Origin of the sequence: Gluconobacter sp. P5E10 (genome assembly GCF_018812145.1) — a bacterium.
GTDB lineage: Bacteria > Pseudomonadota > Alphaproteobacteria > Acetobacterales > Acetobacteraceae > Gluconobacter > Gluconobacter cerinus.
The window spans coordinates 216,076-233,566 of the sequence record NZ_JACRVZ010000002.1 but is presented as its reverse complement, the minus strand read 5'-3'; the positions used below and the strand labels follow the sequence as shown (position 1 = coordinate 233,566).

At 58.4% G+C, this 17,491-nt stretch carries 19 protein-coding genes; 14 read left to right on the top strand and 5 right to left on the bottom strand.

What is annotated here, in order from left to right:
- Positions 1-69: 69 nt before the first annotated feature.
- The 12 genes from KP707_RS16730 (at position 70) to KP707_RS05010 (ending at position 9,561) form a co-directional block, all read left to right on the top strand.
- Positions 70-534, top strand: coding sequence for a serine kinase (locus KP707_RS16730; protein ID WP_338085309.1), 465 nt, complete (start codon positions 70-72; stop codon positions 532-534).
- 49 nt (positions 535-583) lie between these two features.
- Positions 584-1,552, top strand: a complete 969-nt coding sequence (rapZ, locus tag KP707_RS05060; protein WP_215751618.1) for an RNase adapter RapZ — start codon at positions 584-586, stop codon at positions 1,550-1,552.
- The gene (locus tag KP707_RS05055) at positions 1,549-1,989 is read left to right on the top strand and encodes a PTS sugar transporter subunit IIA (RefSeq protein ID WP_086633509.1); all 441 of its coding nucleotides are present in this window, start codon (positions 1,549-1,551) and stop codon (positions 1,987-1,989) included. The genes rapZ and KP707_RS05055 overlap by 4 nt, the downstream gene beginning before the upstream one ends.
- Before the next feature lies 1 nt (position 1,990).
- Positions 1,991-2,275, top strand: coding sequence for an HPr family phosphocarrier protein (locus KP707_RS05050; RefSeq protein ID WP_086633508.1), 285 nt, complete (start codon positions 1,991-1,993; stop codon positions 2,273-2,275).
- Positions 2,262-4,139, top strand: a complete 1,878-nt coding sequence (gene ptsP, locus KP707_RS05045) for a phosphoenolpyruvate--protein phosphotransferase (RefSeq protein WP_373687776.1) — start codon at positions 2,262-2,264, stop codon at positions 4,137-4,139. The genes KP707_RS05050 and ptsP overlap by 14 nt, the downstream gene beginning before the upstream one ends.
- A gap of 63 nt (positions 4,140-4,202) precedes the next feature.
- On the top strand, positions 4,203-4,742 hold the full coding sequence (locus KP707_RS05040) for a Fur family transcriptional regulator (protein WP_046900634.1): 540 nt from the start codon (positions 4,203-4,205) through the stop codon (positions 4,740-4,742).
- Between the two features lie 6 nt (positions 4,743-4,748).
- Complete coding sequence (locus KP707_RS05035) at positions 4,749-5,210, top strand: hypothetical protein (protein WP_211502353.1); 462 nt, start codon at positions 4,749-4,751, stop codon at positions 5,208-5,210.
- Between the two features lie 18 nt (positions 5,211-5,228).
- On the top strand, positions 5,229-6,254 hold the full coding sequence (locus KP707_RS05030) for an asparaginase (protein ID WP_211502352.1): 1,026 nt from the start codon (positions 5,229-5,231) through the stop codon (positions 6,252-6,254).
- Between the two features lie 84 nt (positions 6,255-6,338).
- A complete protein-coding gene (locus KP707_RS05025) occupies positions 6,339-7,763 on the top strand; it encodes a sugar porter family MFS transporter (protein WP_249202797.1) in 1,425 nt (474 codons plus the stop codon).
- An 88-nt stretch (positions 7,764-7,851) separates the two neighbouring features.
- Positions 7,852-8,262 (top strand): hypothetical protein, encoded by a 411-nt coding sequence (locus KP707_RS05020; RefSeq protein WP_211500470.1) that lies wholly within the window; start codon positions 7,852-7,854, stop codon positions 8,260-8,262.
- Positions 8,263-8,392: 130 nt separating this feature from the next.
- A complete protein-coding gene (locus tag KP707_RS05015; protein ID WP_099211614.1) occupies positions 8,393-8,803 on the top strand; it encodes a hypothetical protein in 411 nt (136 codons plus the stop codon).
- Between the two features lie 20 nt (positions 8,804-8,823).
- On the top strand, positions 8,824-9,561 hold the full coding sequence (locus KP707_RS05010; protein WP_211502351.1) for a DUF4097 family beta strand repeat-containing protein: 738 nt from the start codon (positions 8,824-8,826) through the stop codon (positions 9,559-9,561).
- On the opposite strand, the gene KP707_RS05005 is transcribed toward KP707_RS05010, so the two are convergent.
- The 5 genes from KP707_RS05005 to KP707_RS04985 all read right to left on the bottom strand — a co-directional run bounded on the left by KP707_RS05005 (position 9,552) and on the right by KP707_RS04985 (position 15,215).
- Positions 9,552-10,274: an RluA family pseudouridine synthase gene (locus tag KP707_RS05005; protein WP_211502350.1), complete on the bottom strand. Its 723-nt coding sequence runs from the start codon at positions 10,272-10,274 to the stop codon at positions 9,552-9,554. The two genes, KP707_RS05010 and KP707_RS05005, sit on opposite strands and share 10 nt — an antisense overlap.
- Positions 10,264-12,972: a DNA translocase FtsK gene (locus tag KP707_RS05000; protein ID WP_203549172.1), complete on the bottom strand. Its 2,709-nt coding sequence runs from the start codon at positions 12,970-12,972 to the stop codon at positions 10,264-10,266. The genes KP707_RS05005 and KP707_RS05000 overlap by 11 nt, the downstream gene beginning before the upstream one ends.
- Before the next feature lie 117 nt (positions 12,973-13,089).
- The gene (gene rsmD / locus KP707_RS04995) at positions 13,090-13,689 is read right to left on the bottom strand and encodes a 16S rRNA (guanine(966)-N(2))-methyltransferase RsmD (RefSeq protein ID WP_211502349.1); all 600 of its coding nucleotides are present in this window, start codon (positions 13,687-13,689) and stop codon (positions 13,090-13,092) included.
- Between the two features lie 3 nt (positions 13,690-13,692).
- Positions 13,693-14,478 carry a pseudouridine synthase gene (locus KP707_RS04990; RefSeq protein ID WP_046900642.1) on the bottom strand — a complete coding sequence of 262 codons (786 nt, stop codon included), beginning with the start codon at positions 14,476-14,478 and terminating at the stop codon, positions 13,693-13,695.
- Entirely contained in the window at positions 14,475-15,215 is a 741-nt protein-coding gene (locus KP707_RS04985) for a gamma-glutamyl-gamma-aminobutyrate hydrolase family protein (protein ID WP_211502348.1), read from the bottom strand. The genes KP707_RS04990 and KP707_RS04985 overlap by 4 nt, the downstream gene beginning before the upstream one ends.
- Positions 15,216-15,221: 6 nt before the next feature.
- On the opposite strand from KP707_RS04985, the gene KP707_RS04980 reads away from it, so the two are divergent.
- A complete protein-coding gene (locus KP707_RS04980; RefSeq protein WP_211502347.1) occupies positions 15,222-15,686 on the top strand; it encodes a nucleoside deaminase in 465 nt (154 codons plus the stop codon).
- 113 nt (positions 15,687-15,799) lie between these two features.
- Positions 15,800-17,326, top strand: a complete 1,527-nt coding sequence (locus KP707_RS04975; protein WP_046900645.1) for a Do family serine endopeptidase — start codon at positions 15,800-15,802, stop codon at positions 17,324-17,326.
- The last annotated feature ends 165 nt before the right edge of the window (positions 17,327-17,491 follow it).

Genomic DNA, 17,491 nt, shown 5'->3' with positions numbered 1-17,491 from the left:
TGAGCTGATGGCGATACAGCTCGATCTATCGCAAACGCTTCTAGCCCCGTCTTGAAAAGGCCGCAATCAGTGTCATCTCAGAAACGGTTTCCTGAAAGCGAAACATTTTATGCGTCCTGCGTGGCGCACGACGGAGATGCGATCCTTCTGTGCGGTCCATCAGGCTCCGGGAAATCGATGCTCGCCCTGCAACTGATGGAACGCGGTTTCTCGCTTGTGTCTGATGATCGTGTTTTATTGGATGGACCGCTGGTTAGCTCCCCATCTGCGTTGGAAGGACTGCTTGAGGTGCGCGGAGTGGGGATTCTCAGGACACCTTTTGTCACAAATGCGAGAGTGATTCTCAAAGTGCTGCTCGGGATGCAGGGGGACCGTCTGCCGACCCCGGAAAAAGACCCACAAACCGGAGCTGTTGTTCTGCACATAAACGGCTGTCTGCCGGGGGATTCGTCCCGTGTGATGGCCGCATTTCAGGCCTGTCGGGGAACGTATGACTGGGTAACGGGGGCAGGGGGCGACACTGCGGGAATCTGAAGCTGCGAAATAGTTCCTTCTCTTTTGAAAAAGGGCTAGAGTAGGGCACATGACACCGGCGAATATTCCCGAGTCCGAACCTTCGGCAGGATATGGTCCTGGTTCCAGACAGATCCTGATTGTCACAGGGCTTTCCGGTGCCGGAAAATCATCCATTTTACGTGTGCTGGAAGATCTGGGCCACGAAGTTGTGGACAATCCGCCATTGCATCTGCTCGAGGCTTTGGCTTCGCGAAGTGGTGAACGTCTGGCCATTGGCATTGACGTTCGAAGCCGAGGTTTCGAAGCCTCTGGTGTTCTCGATGAAATCGACAAGCTGAAAGCCTTGCCGGGAAGTCAGGTCCAGCTCCTTTACGCAACAGCAGAGCCCGAAATCCTGCTGCGGCGTTTTACAGCCACCCGTCGTCGTCATCCGCTGGTCAGTAGCGGAACGGTTCTTCCGGGTATCGAACAGGAAACGCGTCTGCTGGCGCCTCTGCGTGCACATGCGGATTTTGTGATCGATACCTCTGATCTGCCCGCTCCGGAATTGCGTCAGCTCATCGAAACACGCTTTGGAAATGACGCAAAAGATGGCCTGACTGTGGCTCTCATGTCTTTTGCATATCCGTCTGGTTTGCCGCGCGAAGCCGATATGGTGTTCGACGCCCGCTTTCTACGTAACCCTCACTATGACGCCACGCTTCAGCCCATGACGGGGCTGGATCAGGCTGTTGTGCAGCACGTTAAGGCCGATCCCGCCTACGGTGCCTTCTTCAGTCATGTGCACGGCCTGCTCGATCTGGTGCTCCCGCGCTTCGTTGAGGAGGGCAAGAAATATGCCACTATTGCTGTCGGATGCAGCGGCGGCCGCCATCGTTCAGTAGCTATCATTGAAGAGCTGGCCCGTCTTTTGCCCAGAACCGCCCCTGTTGGCCCGATGATGGTCCTGCACAGGGAACTCGCCCGAAAGGGACTATCCTCATGGCGATGGGCTGTTCCCCCTCATGATGCGTCGGTCCAGGACAAGTCTGCATGATTGGTCTGATGCTGGTAACGCACGGCAGGCTGGGCGAAGTTCTGCTTGAAACGATGGTGCACGTGGTGGGGCCTCAGGCCCAGATTGGCATTGTCGGTGTTGGCGATGACGATGACCCGGCACTTCTGCGGCCAGAGGCGGACAAGCTCCTGCATCAGCTTGATACAGGCGAGGGTGTTCTTGTCCTGACGGATATTTTTGGGAGTTCACCGTCCAATCTGGCCCTGTCCCTTCGGGAACCGGGGCATGTTGAAGTTGTGTCTGGTGTGAATGTTCCCATGCTGGTCAAGCTGGCCAAGACCCGTGTTGGGCTGGATCTTGAAGGCTGTATCGAAAAAGCAACCATGGCTGGGCGTAAGTATATCGCGGTGGCTTCCCAGCTCCCTGACCCCTGTCTGCACGGGGGGCCGCGCCCCTGTGTCATGCCGGTCCCGTAAAATGAGCGAAACAACTCTCTCGCCCCGCACTCTGACCATCGTCAATCGGCTGGGGCTTCATGCCCGTGCTGCCGCCAAGCTCGTAACCACGGCCGAGCGATTTGACGCGGAAACCACAGTGGAGCGCGGCGGCAACGTCGTCTCGGCTCTGTCCATCATGGGGCTCATGATGCTGGGGGCCGGAGAAGGCGAGACTGTTACCCTCAGGTCACACGGCCGACAGGCTGCTGAAGCACTGGATGCTGTCGAAGCGCTGATTTCTGACGGATTTGGTGAGCGTGACTGAAACGCCACTTCGGGCAGCACGCCCAAGAGGAAGCCGTTCCCGCAAGGCGTCCAACACATCCCTGACCCTTCAGGGCAAAGCCATTACCCAGGCGATTGGTCTTGGCCCGGCAGGGCGTGTGGAAGAACTGCCCCTTCCGGAAATCGTCGAGCGATACAGCCAGATTGGTTCTGAGGCAGAGCTGGCAAGGCTTCAGAGCGCCATCACCCGCGCCCTGCGCCAGATCGAAAAAATGCGCGACAGGCTTGTCGGGCTTCCTGAAGAAGGGCGCGAAGAGATCGCAACCCTTCTGACGGTTTATGAGCGCATGCTTGGCCCCTCGCGCCTGACGCGGCAAGTCAGGATACGGATTGAGGAAGAAGGGCTTTGCGCTGAGGCTGCGGTCGCAGATGTGAGTGAAGCGTTGGCGCTTCAGGTTCTAAGAACTGCCGAAGCCATGGCTGGAGAGAATGGCGGGCAGGAACAGGATGCCAATCTGAGGTTGGCAGGCGAGTTTGAAGAAATTGGCCGCAGGTTAATCCGCAACCTGACGGGCGTCTCCTACCGCGCGTTTTCCAGCCTCCCTCCGGGGTCAGTGCTGGTGGCGGAGCAGCTTCGTCCGGCGGATGTCGCGATGATTGATCCCGCCCGGATTGCCGCCGTCGTAACAGAAGGCGGTGGTGGCGCTGATCATACGGCCATCTTGCTGCGCGCGCTCGATATTCCAGCCATTCTGGCCGTGCCAAACCTTATGGCGCAGGTCACGGAAGGCGATATGCTTGTCGTGGATGGGCATCTTGGCACCATCACACTGTCCCCCAATGAAACAGAGCTGCGTCTGGCCCGGGAAGCTGCCCAGAAAGAGGCCAAGGAAAAGCGGACTTTCGGTCGCCTGAAAAAGCTTCCTGCCCAGCTTCAGGGTGGCGAACCCATCGAGCTTCTTGCCAATCTGGAGCTCCCGGCCGAATTGCCCATGCTGTTGCGCAATGGTGCCAAGGGAATTGGCCTTCTGCGTAGTGAATTCCTGTTCGGCGAGCGGGACGATCTGCCTGATGAAGACGGGCAGACAGCAACGTATCGCTCCATCATTGAAGGCATGGACGGCCGACCGGTCACAATCCGTGTTCTGGACTGGGGCGGTGAAAAAGGGCGGGCCTGCATGCGTCGCCTGGGCCTGGCGGAACAGGTGGCGGATGGAGACAACCCCGCGCTCGGTCTGCGGGGTATCCGCCTCCTTCTACGCGTTCCGGATGTGCTGGAGACGCAGTTTGCGGCCATTCTGCGGGCGGCTTCGCCTGCTGACGGCAATACGGCCATTGGCCCGGTGCGCATTTTGCTGCCGATGGTAACATCGGCGGATGAGGTGATTGAGGCGCGGGAAATTTATGACAAGGTCGCTCGCCGCCTCAAGCGCCGTCAGATCGTTCTTCCGGACCCGCTGCCGCCCCTGGGCATCATGGTTGAAACGCCTGCGGCAGCTCTGACGGCCAATACCATGGCCCAGCATGCAGACTTTATGGCCCTCGGGACCAACGATCTGACGATGTACACGCTGGCTGTGGATCGAGCGGATTCCATGGTGGCCGACCGCTACAGTCCGCTGCACCCTGCCGTACTTCAGCTGATTGCCCTGACAGCAGAGTCCGCCCTGCGGGCTCATCGTCCTATCTCGGTATGTGGAGAAATGGCATCGGACCCGCGGGTTGTCGCGCTGCTGATCGGGCTTGGCCTACGGTCGTTTTCGATGAATTCTGTTTCTCTTCCACGCGTTAAACGCCTGATCAGAACGTTGAAGATGGAAGACTGTGATCACCTCAGACGCCATGTGATGATGGAGACTGATCTGGCTTCCATTCAGTCGCTGATCCGTGATTTCGCACTCTGATTCTGGTCCGCTTCAAGGCTCTCTATCGAAAAACAGTCGGCATGATGCCATATAGGAGAGACCATGCCGGATTCGTCTTTTGAGACCTCCTCTGCCGAGGACCTGTCCTTTTCCCCATCCATCACCTCCCGTCTTGAGCGGGCTGGGGACTGGTGCCGTCACCGTGGCCAACGCCTGACGGAGACGCGACGTCAGGTTCTGGGGCTGATCCTGTCTTCCGATAAGCCGTCCGGTGCTTACGATTTGCTGGCGCGTTTGCGGCCAGCGCACCCCAATGCTGCCCCTCCGACGGTCTATCGTGCACTGGATTTCCTTCTGGAACAGGGGCTGATCCATCGGCTTGAAAGGCTGAGTGCTTTCGTTGCCTGCTCCCATGCGACAGACTGCCACCATGGGTGCGATCATGGAGAATGGGGCGTTCATCGTGCTCAGTTCCTGATCTGCAAATCCTGTGGCCGGGCGTGGGAGCTTGAACAGGAAACGATTGTGCCGGCCCTTATGCTGGCGGCCAAGGATGTTGGATTTCGGGCTGAGGCCGCGACTGTAGAAATTGAGGGTGTTTGCGCAGCCTGCCAGAAAACCGGCGCTCGAAGCGGGAACTGACCCATCATGGGCGTGAGACGTTCTCCACCGCCCGCCCTGCCGTTTGACACTCTGCCGGAGCGCTCATCACCTTCGCCCCAAGTCCGCCGGGCAAGAAAAACGCCGCATATCTCTCAGCCTGATCTTTTGGACTGGCAGCCTCCAGTGACACATCTGACTGCTGAAGATGTAGGCGCCGTCATGCTTGATGCTGAGACGTTCCGTCCCCCGGCTGGTGAGACCTTTCTGTACGCCCTGATGGGCCGCGCAGAGGGACAAGCTGTTATCGACGGCGGATTACCTCTCGCAGACCGGTTGATTTTTCTTGAGGGATCTCTGGCCGTACTGGCTCTAGCCGATATCCCGCCCGAGCAGGACATCGGGATTCTGCGTGTGCGACGCCGGTTGATCCAGTCCTGGCTAGAGGTGGCTCACGAGGGGCACGGGCCGTGCTATGTGCTGGTCGCAAAAGATCCATCAGGTCGCTGACAACAGAGGTTAAAAGACATGACAGCACACACGGGCTCCGGATTGCTCGCGGAAGTCACGCGCGGAAAACAGGTTGAGTCACGGCATCTGGGCCGGGCTGTGGTTGTGGATGCCGATGGCTCTGTCGTCTGGTCCTGCGGGGATGTGGATGCAGCTGTCTTTCCGCGCTCGACCGTCAAGTCCCTGCTGGCAATTGAACTCGTCGAAAGTGGAGCGGCTGATCGGCTGGGCCTTTCCGACGAAGCCCTTGCGCTCGCCTGTGCCTCTCATAATGGCGAAGAGGCGCACGCCAGGGTTGCTGCCTCCATGCTGGCGGCTGTGGGGCGGGATGTTGCGGCCCTGGAATGTGGAACTCATTGGCCAACGTATGAGCCTGCGGCCCGTGCCTTGGCCGCCGCGCATCAGTCCGCATGCCCGCTTCACAACAACTGTTCCGGCAAGCACGCCGGTCTCATCTGTCTTGCTTGTGACCAGGGGGTGGATCCTGGGGGCTATATTGATCCCGCTCATGAGATCCAGCGCCGTGTGACAGAGGTTCTGGCCTCCATGACTCAGACGCCTCATACAGATGCTAACCGCGGAACGGATGGCTGTTCGATGCCAACATATGCGGTGCCTCTGAAGGCTCTTGCCCATGGTTTTGCCCGGTTCGGGAGTGGTGTTGGTCTTTCTGCTGAAAGAGCCAAAGCGACACAGCGGCTTAGGGAGGCTGTGGCAGCTCATCCGTTCATGGTGGCCGGAACCGGACGATACGACACAACGGTCATGAACAATTTCGAAACTCGTGCGTTCATCAAAATGGGCGCTGAAGGTGTCATGATCGCAGCATTGCCGGAACAGGGACTGGGTTTCGCCATCAAGACGGATGACGGTGCCAACAGGGCTGCAGAAGTAGCCATGTCGGCCCTGCTGCATCATTTTGGTGGTGAATCGCTGTGCCGAACGGCAAAAGATCATGCGATTTTCGCTGACACCAAAACGCAGACACTGCGTAACTGGCAGGGCGTTACGGTGGGTGAAATCAGGGCTGCCCTCACGATCTAAGCGAGATCGTGCTATAAAGATAACAATTCAGGCATCCACCAGAACTGGTGGGTGTCATTTTTTTGCGAAGGATACCCGCCAAGCATGACGGATCAGGTCAGGACCGAAGAGACCATCCAGCCAGATAACAGTGGAACATCTGTTTTTGATCCAACACGGTTCAAGATCATCGCCATTGGAGTGATTGCCGCCCTCGCAGGGTTAATGTCCGGTCTGGATATCGGTGTTGTTGCGGGTGCTCTGGATCTGATTGGTCAGGAATTCCATGCGTCTACGCTGGCGCTGGAATGGGTCGTCAGTTCCATGATGGCAGGTGCCGCTGCTGGTGCCTTGGGTGCAGGCTGGCTCTCCCATCATCTTGGCCGCAAGCGATCCCTTATTCTTGGTGCAGCAGTGTTCGTGGTTGGAACGCTGGGCTGTGCGATGGGATGGTCCCTTCCATCCATCATTGTCTTCCGCGTCATCATGGGGATTGCGGTGGGTATTTCAGCCTTTACGGCGCCGTTATACCTGTCGGAAATCGCCAGCGAAGAGTCTCGTGGCGCCATGGTCTCGACCTACCAGCTGATGGTGACGGTGGGTATTTTTGTTGCCTTCCTGTCAGACACCTATTTTTCCTACAGTGAAAACTGGCGCTGGATGTTTGGTGTCGCAGGTATTCCTGCGGTCCTGTTTCTGATTGGCGTTCTGTTTCTGCCATACAGCCCGCGCTGGCTGATTATGCAGGGACGTCACAAGGAAGCCCGTGAAATCCTCGTGGATCTACGGAATGACCCGCTGGAGGCTGCCAAGGAAATTCGCGCCATTCGTGAGCAGCTTGAAACCAAGCAGGAAGGCTTCAAGCTGTTCCGCACCAACAGCAATTTCCGTCGTTCTGTCGCTCTGGGCATCATGTTGCAGGCGATGCAGCAGCTCGCAGGCATCAATATCGTTATGTATTACGCCCCGAATATCCTGGCGGCGGCTCATTTCGATGCGCATTCCCAGATGTGGTGCACGGCCATTATCGGGCTGGTCAACATGCTGGCAACGTTCGTGGCGGTTGGTCTTGTGGACCGATGGGGCCGTAAGCCAATCCTGTATGCTGGCTTCACAGTCATGGCGATTGGAATGGGCGTGCTTGCCATGCTGCTTCAGGGCGGCATGGCCACGCAGTCTTCCCAGATCGCAGCCGTGTTCCTGCTGATGATCTTCTGTGCCGGATTTGCGATGTCTGCTGGCCCGCTGATGTGGGTTCTCTGTGCGGAAATTCAGCCTCTTGGCGGTCGCGATTTCGGTATTGCGATGTCAACATTCACAAACTGGATGACCAATCTTCTGGTGGGTGTGAGCTTCCTGTCGCTTATGAAAGCCATTGGAACGGGCGGAACATTCTGGCTCTTCGCAGGCCTGAATGCACTGTTTTTGCTGCTGACAATCCTGTTCGTGCCAGAAACAAAGGGCATGTCTCTGGCCGTTATCGAGAAGCGTCTGATGCAGGGCACAAAGCTGCGCAAGCTCGGCCGCTAATCTCCCAAAACATATTCTGCCCGATAGAAACGTTCGGCCTTTGGTCGGACGTTTCTGCTATAAAGGGGACCAGCTGAAGGAGGCTGTCATGACCAATTTTTCTCTCTCGTCCGAAGGTCCGGGTCGTGGAGGCGTTCTCCTTGTTTATGGGCTCTATATCGCCCGGTTTTTCACGGGCATTTCCCTATTGGCGGGAGTGATCCTCGCTTACGTCCTGAAAGGCTCCAGCCACGGTGTGGTCCGAACGCATCTGAGCTGGCTCATTCGCCTGTTCTGGTATGACGTTGCCTTCATTATCGGGTGTGCTGCTCTTTTCGGCGCCTGTTTCATCACTGAACCTCCTGGAAGTTCCGGGCCAGGACAGCTCCTCTTCCTGATTCCGATTGGTATTTTTGCTCTGTGGAACATCGCTCTGCTCGTGTCGCTGTTTTATGGCGTGCGGTCCCTGACGCAGGGCCAGGGGCCACTGCCTGATCGCTTTCGGGCGCTTGGCGAATAAACTGGCGAATTACGCCATTCTCAGTCTGTCTTGCAGTGAGTGGCAAGGCAGGCTGATAGGAAAATCAGGAACTGGCACAGTTTCTGCATAAGCTCTTCTGTTGAGGATCATCCTCCAGAGGAGTTCATTCATGTACACCACGACGATGTCCGGTTATGGAGCCGCCCGACAGGATACGGGCCGTGACTACGTCCTGCTGATTTATGCGCTGTATCTCGCCGGCTTCTTTACAGGAATTACGGCATTCGTGGGCGTAACACTCGCCCATGTAGCGCGCCGCTCCGCAACTGGCCTGAAACGTGCCCAGCTGGACTGGCAGATCAGACTGTTCTGGTACGGTGCATTTGCGCTGACAGTGATTGGCCTGATTCACCTGATGGTCGCAGGGCTTGGCGCCATCACGGGTGGCCTTGGTCTGGTCTTCATGGTCGTGCCGTGGGGGCTGACCCTGACATGGGGTATTCTCACCGCCTGGGCCGTCGTGCGTGGAATGTATGCAGCATTGATGAACCGCCCGGTTGCATCATCCAACTCCTTCTGATGCCAAAGAGAGCGAATACAATGCCTGTTTTCCGTACCGTTTTCCCTGTGCTGCTTGCTGCAACCTGCCTGACTTCCAGCGCGCTCGCTGCTCCGCTCAGTCAGAGCACATCCAGCGAAGATCTATCCTACGCAACTCTGCCGGAAGGGGGGATCATTTCCACCATCAGTGGGGATGTAGAAGTCAAAACCTCTTCCGGACCACTGTCCATCCGAAGTGTCAGTGGCGATACGGACGTTTCATCATCTAATGGCCCTGTATCCGTCTCAACGGTCAGTGGTGATACCCAGATTGGTCAGATTCAGGGTGCGCTTCAGATCAAGTCTGTTAGCGGCGATGTCACTGTTGCCGGGGCAGCCGGGGCAGCAATGCTGATGACTGTGAACGGTGACGCGCATCTTGAGAAAGCAGCCGGGGACGTCACGGCCAAAAGCTCCAGCGGCGATCAGGACATCACCCTGACCTCAGCACCCAATGCACGCACTGTGCTTTTGGAATCTGCGTCCGGCGATATCACGCTTCACTTGCCGAAGGGTTTTGGTGGAACCTTCGACATCCAGCTTCGTCAGGGACGCTCGCAGAAAGACTTTCCCCTTGAGCAGTCACTGGGTCTGGCTGTGAATGTTGGTCCGTGGGAGAAGCCGAGCCTTGTCTCAAGTGAATCCCGGAAGATTACAGCAAGTGGAAAGGTTGGTGACGGGAAAGACCATGTCACGCTCCGGGATGTCTCCGGAACCATCCGTATCGTTCAGGACTGACCGTCCCATCCTAAATGGCGCAGCGCCTCAGCCATAGCTGGGGCGGGCGGCGCAACAGCGTCGAGGGTTTCGTCAGCGAGCGGTACGTGAAGGCTACGAGCCAGAAGATGCAGGCCTCCTGCATTTTCTGAGCCGTAAACCCGGTCACCCACAATCGGCGTCCCGAGATGCGCACAATGGATGCGGGCCTGATGGGTACGTCCTGTCAGAAGTTCTAGCTCCAGCCAGCTCCGGCTGCCTGCCTGGCCCAGAACGCGCCACCGCGTGATGGCAGCATCGCCTTTTGGGTCCACAATCATACGCCAGCCTGAGGGCATCGAATGTCGGAGCAGGGGAGCGGAAATTTCACCTTCCTGCTGAGCTGGGACGCCTTCAACAACGGTCCAGTACAGTTTGCGGACCTGGCGCGCCTGAAAAGCATTCTGTGCTTCGATCAAAGCTGTTTTGCGGCGTGCAATCAGCAGGCAGCCGGATGTATCCGCATCAAGGCGGTGGGCCAGCCAAGGCCCTCCGCGTGGATGGGTCACGAGGCGCGTCTCCACGGAATCCTGAGTGGATGGACCGGGGTGAACAGCCAGCCCGGCGGGTTTGTTCAGGATCAGGAAGCGCGGTGTTTCCAGTAGAACAGGAAGATCCTGTCCCAGATAAAAAAGACCACGCGGGGCAGGGGAGGGGGGAGTTTCACCGCGGCTCCTGCGTCTGTCAGTCCTCATGGGATGCCGGACGACGGGCTAGAATTTCACGTTTGCCCACATGGTTGGCTGGCCCGATGATGCCTTCCTTTTCCATCTGGTCAATCAGCTTCGCCGCGCGGTTATACCCGATCGAGAGATGGCGCTGGATAAAGCTGGTCGAGGCGCGACCTTCCGTCATGACAATGTCTACGGCCTGTTCGAACAGGCTGCCTTCACCATCTCCACCGCTTCCGCCGCTGCTCATGCCGCCACCGGAAGAGCCACCTTCTTCATCTTCCCCGGAGACAACGTCATCGTTGTAGATCGGATCGCCCTTGGAGCGCAGATCTGCCACGACTTCTTCAACTTCATCATCAGCCACAAACGGGCCATGGACACGTGTAATGCGGCCACCGCCCTGCATGAACAGCATGTCACCCTGACCAAGAAGCTGCTCGGCACCCTGTTCCTGCAGAATGGTACGACTGTCGAACTTGCTGATGACCTGGAAGGAAATACGGGTTGGGAAGTTGGCCTTGATGGTGCCGGTAATCACGTCAACAGACGGACGCTGCGTTGCCATGATGACGTGAATACCAGCAGCGCGCGCCTTCTGCGCGAGACGCTGCACTGCCGTCTCGATTTCCTTGCCAGCGACCATCATCAGGTCAGCCATTTCGTCGATCACCACGACGATATACGGCAGGTTTTCCAGCGGAACCTGCTGTTCGTCAAAGACGGGCTTGCCTGTTTCAGGGTCAAAGCCGGTCTGAACGCGGCGGGTGACCATCTCACCGGATGCCCGAAGCTGACTGACGCGTTCGTTGTAGCCGTTGATATTACGGACCTGAAGCTGCGCCATCAGACGATAGCGACGGTCCATCTCCTGTACGGTCCACTTGAGAGCACTGACAGCCTTGGCTGGTTCCGTCACCACGGGGGTCAGAAGATGCGGGATTCCGTCGTAAATCGACAGTTCCAAGATCTTTGGATCAATCATGATCAGACGGCACTCTTCCGGGCTAAGCCGATAGAGCAGTGACAGGATCATGGAGTTGATACCGACGGACTTACCCGATCCAGTCGTACCCGCCACCAGAAGATGCGGCATTTTTGCCAGATCCGTATAGACCGGAACGCCAGCAATATCCTTGCCAAGCGCAATCTGGAGGCGGCCTACGCCATTAGTCCATTCTGGCGTCATAAGCAGTTCGGAGAAGAACACCATCTCGCGCTTGGCGTTCGGAACCTCGATACCAATGACATTCCGGCCCGGCACCGTCGCGATGCGCACACTGAGGACGGAGAGGGACCGCGCCACGTCATCCGCCAGACCGATCACACGTGACGATCGGATACCCGGAGCCGGTTCAAGCTCATAAAGCGTGACAACCGGGCCTGCGTGAATGTCGCCAATCGTGCCCTGAACGCCGTAATCCGCCAGAACACTTTCCAGCAGTCTTGCATTGGACTGAAGCGTTTCCTGCGAGGGACCTGTGGAGGCGTGTGCAGGCGGTGGGTTCAGCAGAGACAGCGGGGGAAGTTCCCAGCCTGTTGCTGCGGGGGTGCGCGGTGGCATCGGGCGGGCGGCAGGTTGTGGCTGAGCCGGGCGCTCAGGACGACGCATTCCGAAGAGGCTGCGGCGCTGTTCCGGCTCTGGTGCAGGCGGCTCGATGCTGCTCTGCGGCCCATCTTCATCCGCATCGTCTTCAACATGCGAACGCTGGATCGTTTGAACATTCCGCTGGCGAGCAATCTGCGCCAGTCGTTCAGCATAAGGGTTGGATGGCGCTTCTTCCTCTTCCGGCACCTGCGGATCTGGGGCCGCGGCACTGGCAGCTTCTTTCCGCATGACTGCCGGATGCTCGTAAGGGTCTTCCGCCGTTTCCATGGGAGGCTGCATCCACCCCGTGTTTTGTGGCACGAAGGGAGACGGGCGCGTGCTTGGGTCGCTTTTGCCGAAGCTACGACGCAGAAAAGACAGGGGCGCTGCATCTGGTGCAGGGCTGCTTCCTGTATTGCCGCGCTGGAATTCGTACTGACGCGGGTCGGGAGCAGGACGATCGGATGTCTGCGGGCCGTTCATGCGTCGGGCGAGAGCCACGGGCTGGCGGGCCAGCAATGCGGCACCCTGCCCCATGGCGCGCCATTCGCGCCACTGAAGCCCCATGGCAAGTGGCATCAGAATGCCCATCAGGAGCAGAACAAGAAACACTGCCAGTGCACTGCCTGCTGAACCGGCTTCAGCATGTGCGGCGTCAAGCAGACGATGAGCACAGGACACGCCCATTTCGCCGCCCAGACCGGCCGCTGTCGGCCAGGCTACTTCAAGCCCCGGAATAAGCAGTTGGAGCGTGCCAATGAACGTGGCGCCAGCCGGAAGAAGCAGGAGTGCAGCGATAATCCGGACGATGGGGGCACTCATGCCGTGATGGCGGACCATACGCCAGGCCCAGGCTAGCAGCACGACAATCGGCAGACCACTTCCTAGGCCCAGCCACTGCACCAGACCATCCGAAATAGTGGCGCCGGTCCGGCCCAGAAGGTTCGTGGGTTCTGTTCCCGTGGACGTATTGAACGACGGATCGTGCGGGTTGAAGCTCCACAGCGCGATGCCGATGGCAACAGCCGCAATCAGAAAGCCCAGTCCCAGAAGCTCCATGAGGCGGGCATTCAGCGCACTCCGGAGCTTTGGTGTCATGTGACGGTCGTGTGCTTCACGAACGATGTTGCGCACTGTGCTGGTCGAACGGCTGAACACGGCCAAGTCTCGTCACCCCGTCGGTTTTCTGGATTACGGCTTTCAGATCAAGACTGAATTATACCTGACAGGCCACTGAATACAGTAGGAAAATTAAGGAACAGTGGATGAATGTCGCCAGATGGTCACCTTTGCCGCGCCGAATTTCCGGATCACGAGTGGCTCGGCAGGAAGTGTGGGGGAAAAGTGTTCAGAAGGTGGCACAAACGGGGCAAAATCTTCAGTCGCTCCCGTCTCTGCAACGATCAGTGCACCTTTAGCAATCCAGCCCCCTCGAGCCAGAGCGCGCAGACCCGATTCGACTAGTGTTTTCCCGTAAGGTGGATCCAGGAAAATCAGCGTATGCGGCTCTGTCGCACGCGGTGGATGCGTCACGCTGCAACTCAGCACACGGGAGATGTCCCGAGCGCGGCAGATATCGAGATTGGCGCGCAGCGCGTTCAGGGCATTGCGGTCCCGCTCGATGAAAGATGCGCGCTGAGCACCGCGGGACAGGGCTTCCAGGCCCATCGCCCCTGTCCCGGCATAACCGTCCAGAACAATGGCCTCTTCAAGCTCATCATGCCCGTACCACGGGGCATGAGCCAGCATGTCAAAGATGGCCTGCCGCGTTCGATCAGATGTGGGGCGCGTCCCTTCTCCCCGTGGGGCCATAAGTGCACGGCCCTTGTTCTCTCCGCCAACAATCCGCATGAATCAGCGGGTCCGCTTGCGGGTCGGAGCCGGTAGATCGGGGATCTGCTCACGCAGCGTCTTACCGTTGACTTCCTCAAGCTCACGCGCCTTCAGGGAGCCGAGCTGAAACGGACCATACGACAGACGGATCAGACGGCTCACATGCAGGTTCAGGCCGCGCATGACCTGACGGATTTCACGGTTTTTGCCTTCACGCAAAGAGACGGTCAGCCAGGAGTTGTCACCCTTGACGGAATCCAGTTCGGCTTCGATCGAGCCGTAACGGATGCCTTCAAATTCAAAACCATCCACCAGAGAAGCCAGACGTCTCTCGTCCACCATGCCAAAGACGCGCACACGGTAACGGCGGACCCAGGCATTGCCGGGCAGCTCCAGACGACGTGCCAGTTCGCCATCGTTTGTCAGCAGCAGCAGACCCTCGGAATTGATATCCAGTCGGCCGACGCTGATAACACGCGGCATTCCTTCGGGCAGGGAGTCAAAAACTGTCCGGCGTTCCTGCGGGTCACGATGCGTGGTCAGAAGGCCGTCAGGCTTGTGATAACGCCACAGACGGGTACGCTCGGGATTATCCACGGGCTTACCGTCAACCAGCACGATATCACCCGGCTGAACGAATGTTGCGGGATGCGTGACGGGTTGGCCGTCCATCTTGATCCGGCCGTCTTCGATCATGCGTTCCACGTCACGACGGCTGGCAACGCCAGCGCGCGCAAGGAACTTCGCGATGCGTTCGCCTCTTGGGCCGTCGGATGTTTCAGGGGTCGGGTTAAGTTCTTCGGTCATCGTGCTGCTGCCTCCACCAGCGCCGCATACAGGCGACGGTCGCCGGGGTCGAGGGTGAATTCAGGATGCCACTGTACACCAATGGCGAATTTTGCGTCGTCCAGTTCGATTGCCTCGATCACACCGTCCGCCGTAACAGCCGAGATTTTTGCCCTTCCTGCCGTTCGCACAGCCTGATGGTGAGACGAATTGACGTGCATGATCTCGGTGTCAACAATGCGGGCCAAGCGGGTGCTAGCCACAAGGGAAACCGTATGTCCGGGTTCATGGCGCGGGTTGGGCTGCTCGTGTTCCAGTTCGGGAGGAAGATGCTGGATCAGCGTCCCCCCCGCATTCACGGCCATAAGTTGCATGCCGCCGCAGATTCCCAGAACAGGAATGTCCTGCTTGAGTGCAGCACGCAGAAGGGCAAGCTCAGCGGACGTTCTCATGGGACGGGGGGTGGTCAGAGGATGAGGCTCTTCCCCATACAGCGCAGGATCAACATCAAACGCGCCGCCAGTGATAACGAGGGCGTCCAGGCGCTCTACCATCGCTTCCGCGTTCCCCACATACCCCAGGCAGACTGGTAAGCCGCCAGCGTCACTGAGGGCCGTGAGATAATTTTCCCGCAAGGCATGATAAGGATAGCGAGAAAATTGCCCCGGACCGCCAGGCTCATGATCGAGTGTAAGACCAATGAGCGGAGCAGTGTTCCGGGAAGGGGATGGACGGGCGGTGGTCATACACCCCATCATCGCATCATGATTCAGGCCGATACAAGCCGCGCCATGCAGTTGGCTCTTGATGCCGCAGACGAAGCGGCCCGACAGGGTGAAGTTCCCGTGGGGGCAGTCGTGCTGGATGCGGCGGGAGATGTCGTGTCAGTGGCGCGTAATCGCGTAGAGGAACTGTATGACGCCTCGGCCCATGCTGAACTCTTGGCCATGCGTGCCGCAGCAGTGAAGCTTGGCTCGCCGCGCCTGACAGGATGTACGCTCGTTGTAACGTTGGAACCCTGCCCGATGTGCGCGGGCGCCATCGTGCATTTCAGGTGCGAGCGTGTCGTGTTCGGTGCTTATGATCCCAAAGGTGGCGGGGTGGAACACGGTCCGCGTGTGTTTGAACGGTCGACCTGCCTGCACAGGCCGGAAGTGATCGGCGGACTACGCGAACGGGAAGCTGCTCTTCAGCTCAGGACATTCTTCCAGCGGCTGCGGAAAGGGTGACAAACAAAGACTTACGGATGTTTCACCTCCCGGTCAGCTTGGTGAATGGGAACGCAGTGCATAGTGCGGACTTATAACGACCGAACCGTTCTTCTGTAACAATCGGGACTGACATGACCACACGCTTCCGCGCTTCCCTTGCTGCCCTCGCTGCCACGACCTTTCTGGTCGCCGCTCCCGCTGCCATGGCGGATAACGGAGCCATCAAGCCGCAAACCAATGTTCAGGCGCTGCCCAACTTCGTCACTCTTGTGAAGCAGGTGAAGCCTGCCGTTGTTTCCATCACGGCACACATCAAGGCCGATGTTGCCGAGCAGGAAGAGAACGGCCCAGGCGGTGATGGCGGCGGCGGAATGCAGGGCTCGCCTTTCCCGTTTCCCTTCCCGTTCCAGATGATGCCGCAGCAACAGCAGCAGAACCGCACGGTGGAAGCTCGCGGATCAGGCTTCATCATCTCGGCTGATGGTTATGTCGTGACCAACAACCACGTTGTGAATGGCGCCACGAAGGTGACGGTCACACTGGATGACGGGACCACATTGCAGGCCAAAATCATTGGTCGTGATCCGAAGACGGACGTGGCTCTTCTGCGTGTGAAGCCAACAGGCAAACTGCCGTTCATTGACCTCGGTGATTCTGATGATGTCCAGCCGGGCGAATGGGTGGTTGCCGTCGGCAATCCCTACGGTCTTGGCGGAACCGTGACGGCAGGTATTGTCTCGGCTCTGGGTCGTGATCTGCATTCTGGTGCGTATAACGATTTCATTCAGGTTGATGCGCCGATCAACCACGGCAACTCCGGTGGCCCGTTGTTCACGCAGGATGGCAAGGTCGTGGGCATCAACTCCATGATCATTTCGCCAAATGGTGGTGGCTCAATCGGTATCGGCTTTGCCATTCCGTCCAACACGGTGCGATCTGTCGTCGATCAGCTTGAAAAGACGGGTCATGTGACGCGAGGCTATTTCGGCATCGAGGGGCAGGATATTTCTCCGACGATGGCTCAGGCGCTCAACCTGAAGTCCCCGGAGCCCGGTGCTCCGCCGCATGGTACGCTGGTGGCGTCCGTCTCCAAGGGTAGCCCGGCTGAGAAGGCTGGTATCAAGAGCGGCGACGTCATCCTGACGCTGAATGGCCACCCGGTGAAGAACGGCCATGATCTGGCTGTAAAGGTTGTCTCCATTGCACCAGGAACAGATGCTACGGTGAACCTGCTGCGTGATGGCAAGCCGATGGATGTGAAGTTCACGGTGGGCAACCTCGCCAATCAGGATCATGGCAGTGGTGGTGCAGATAGCAGCCAGTCCGCCGGTGCTGGCAAGCTTGGTGTGTCTCTGGCATCCCTGACGCCGCGCGCGCGACAGGAGCTGGGCCTGGATGACAGCGTGCAGGGCGCCGTCGTTGCTGACGTTGTTCAGGGTTCCCCGGCTGATCAGTCTGGCATCCGTCCGGGCGACATTATTGTGGCCGTGGGAAATCACGTCACGCCGTCTCCCAAGGCTGTGGTGGCACAGGTGCGTGATGCTCTGTCCCGCAAGCAGCCCCCGCTGCTACGCATCCTGCGTGACGGGCAGCAGCTCTTTGTTGCTGTCTCGCCTGATGGTTCGGATGATGGCAGCTCCGGCGACGATCTCCAGTAATTCTCGTATCCGGTTTTGCGAAACAAAGCGGGGGGACAGATGTCTCCCCGCTTTTTTATGGTCGCCACAAGGGAAGGCGTCAGAGTTCTGTAACTGGACAGAAGGCCCGAGATAAGTTTTTCTGAGCCGCAATTGGCGTTCGTGCGTTACGGTCGCTTAAAACGC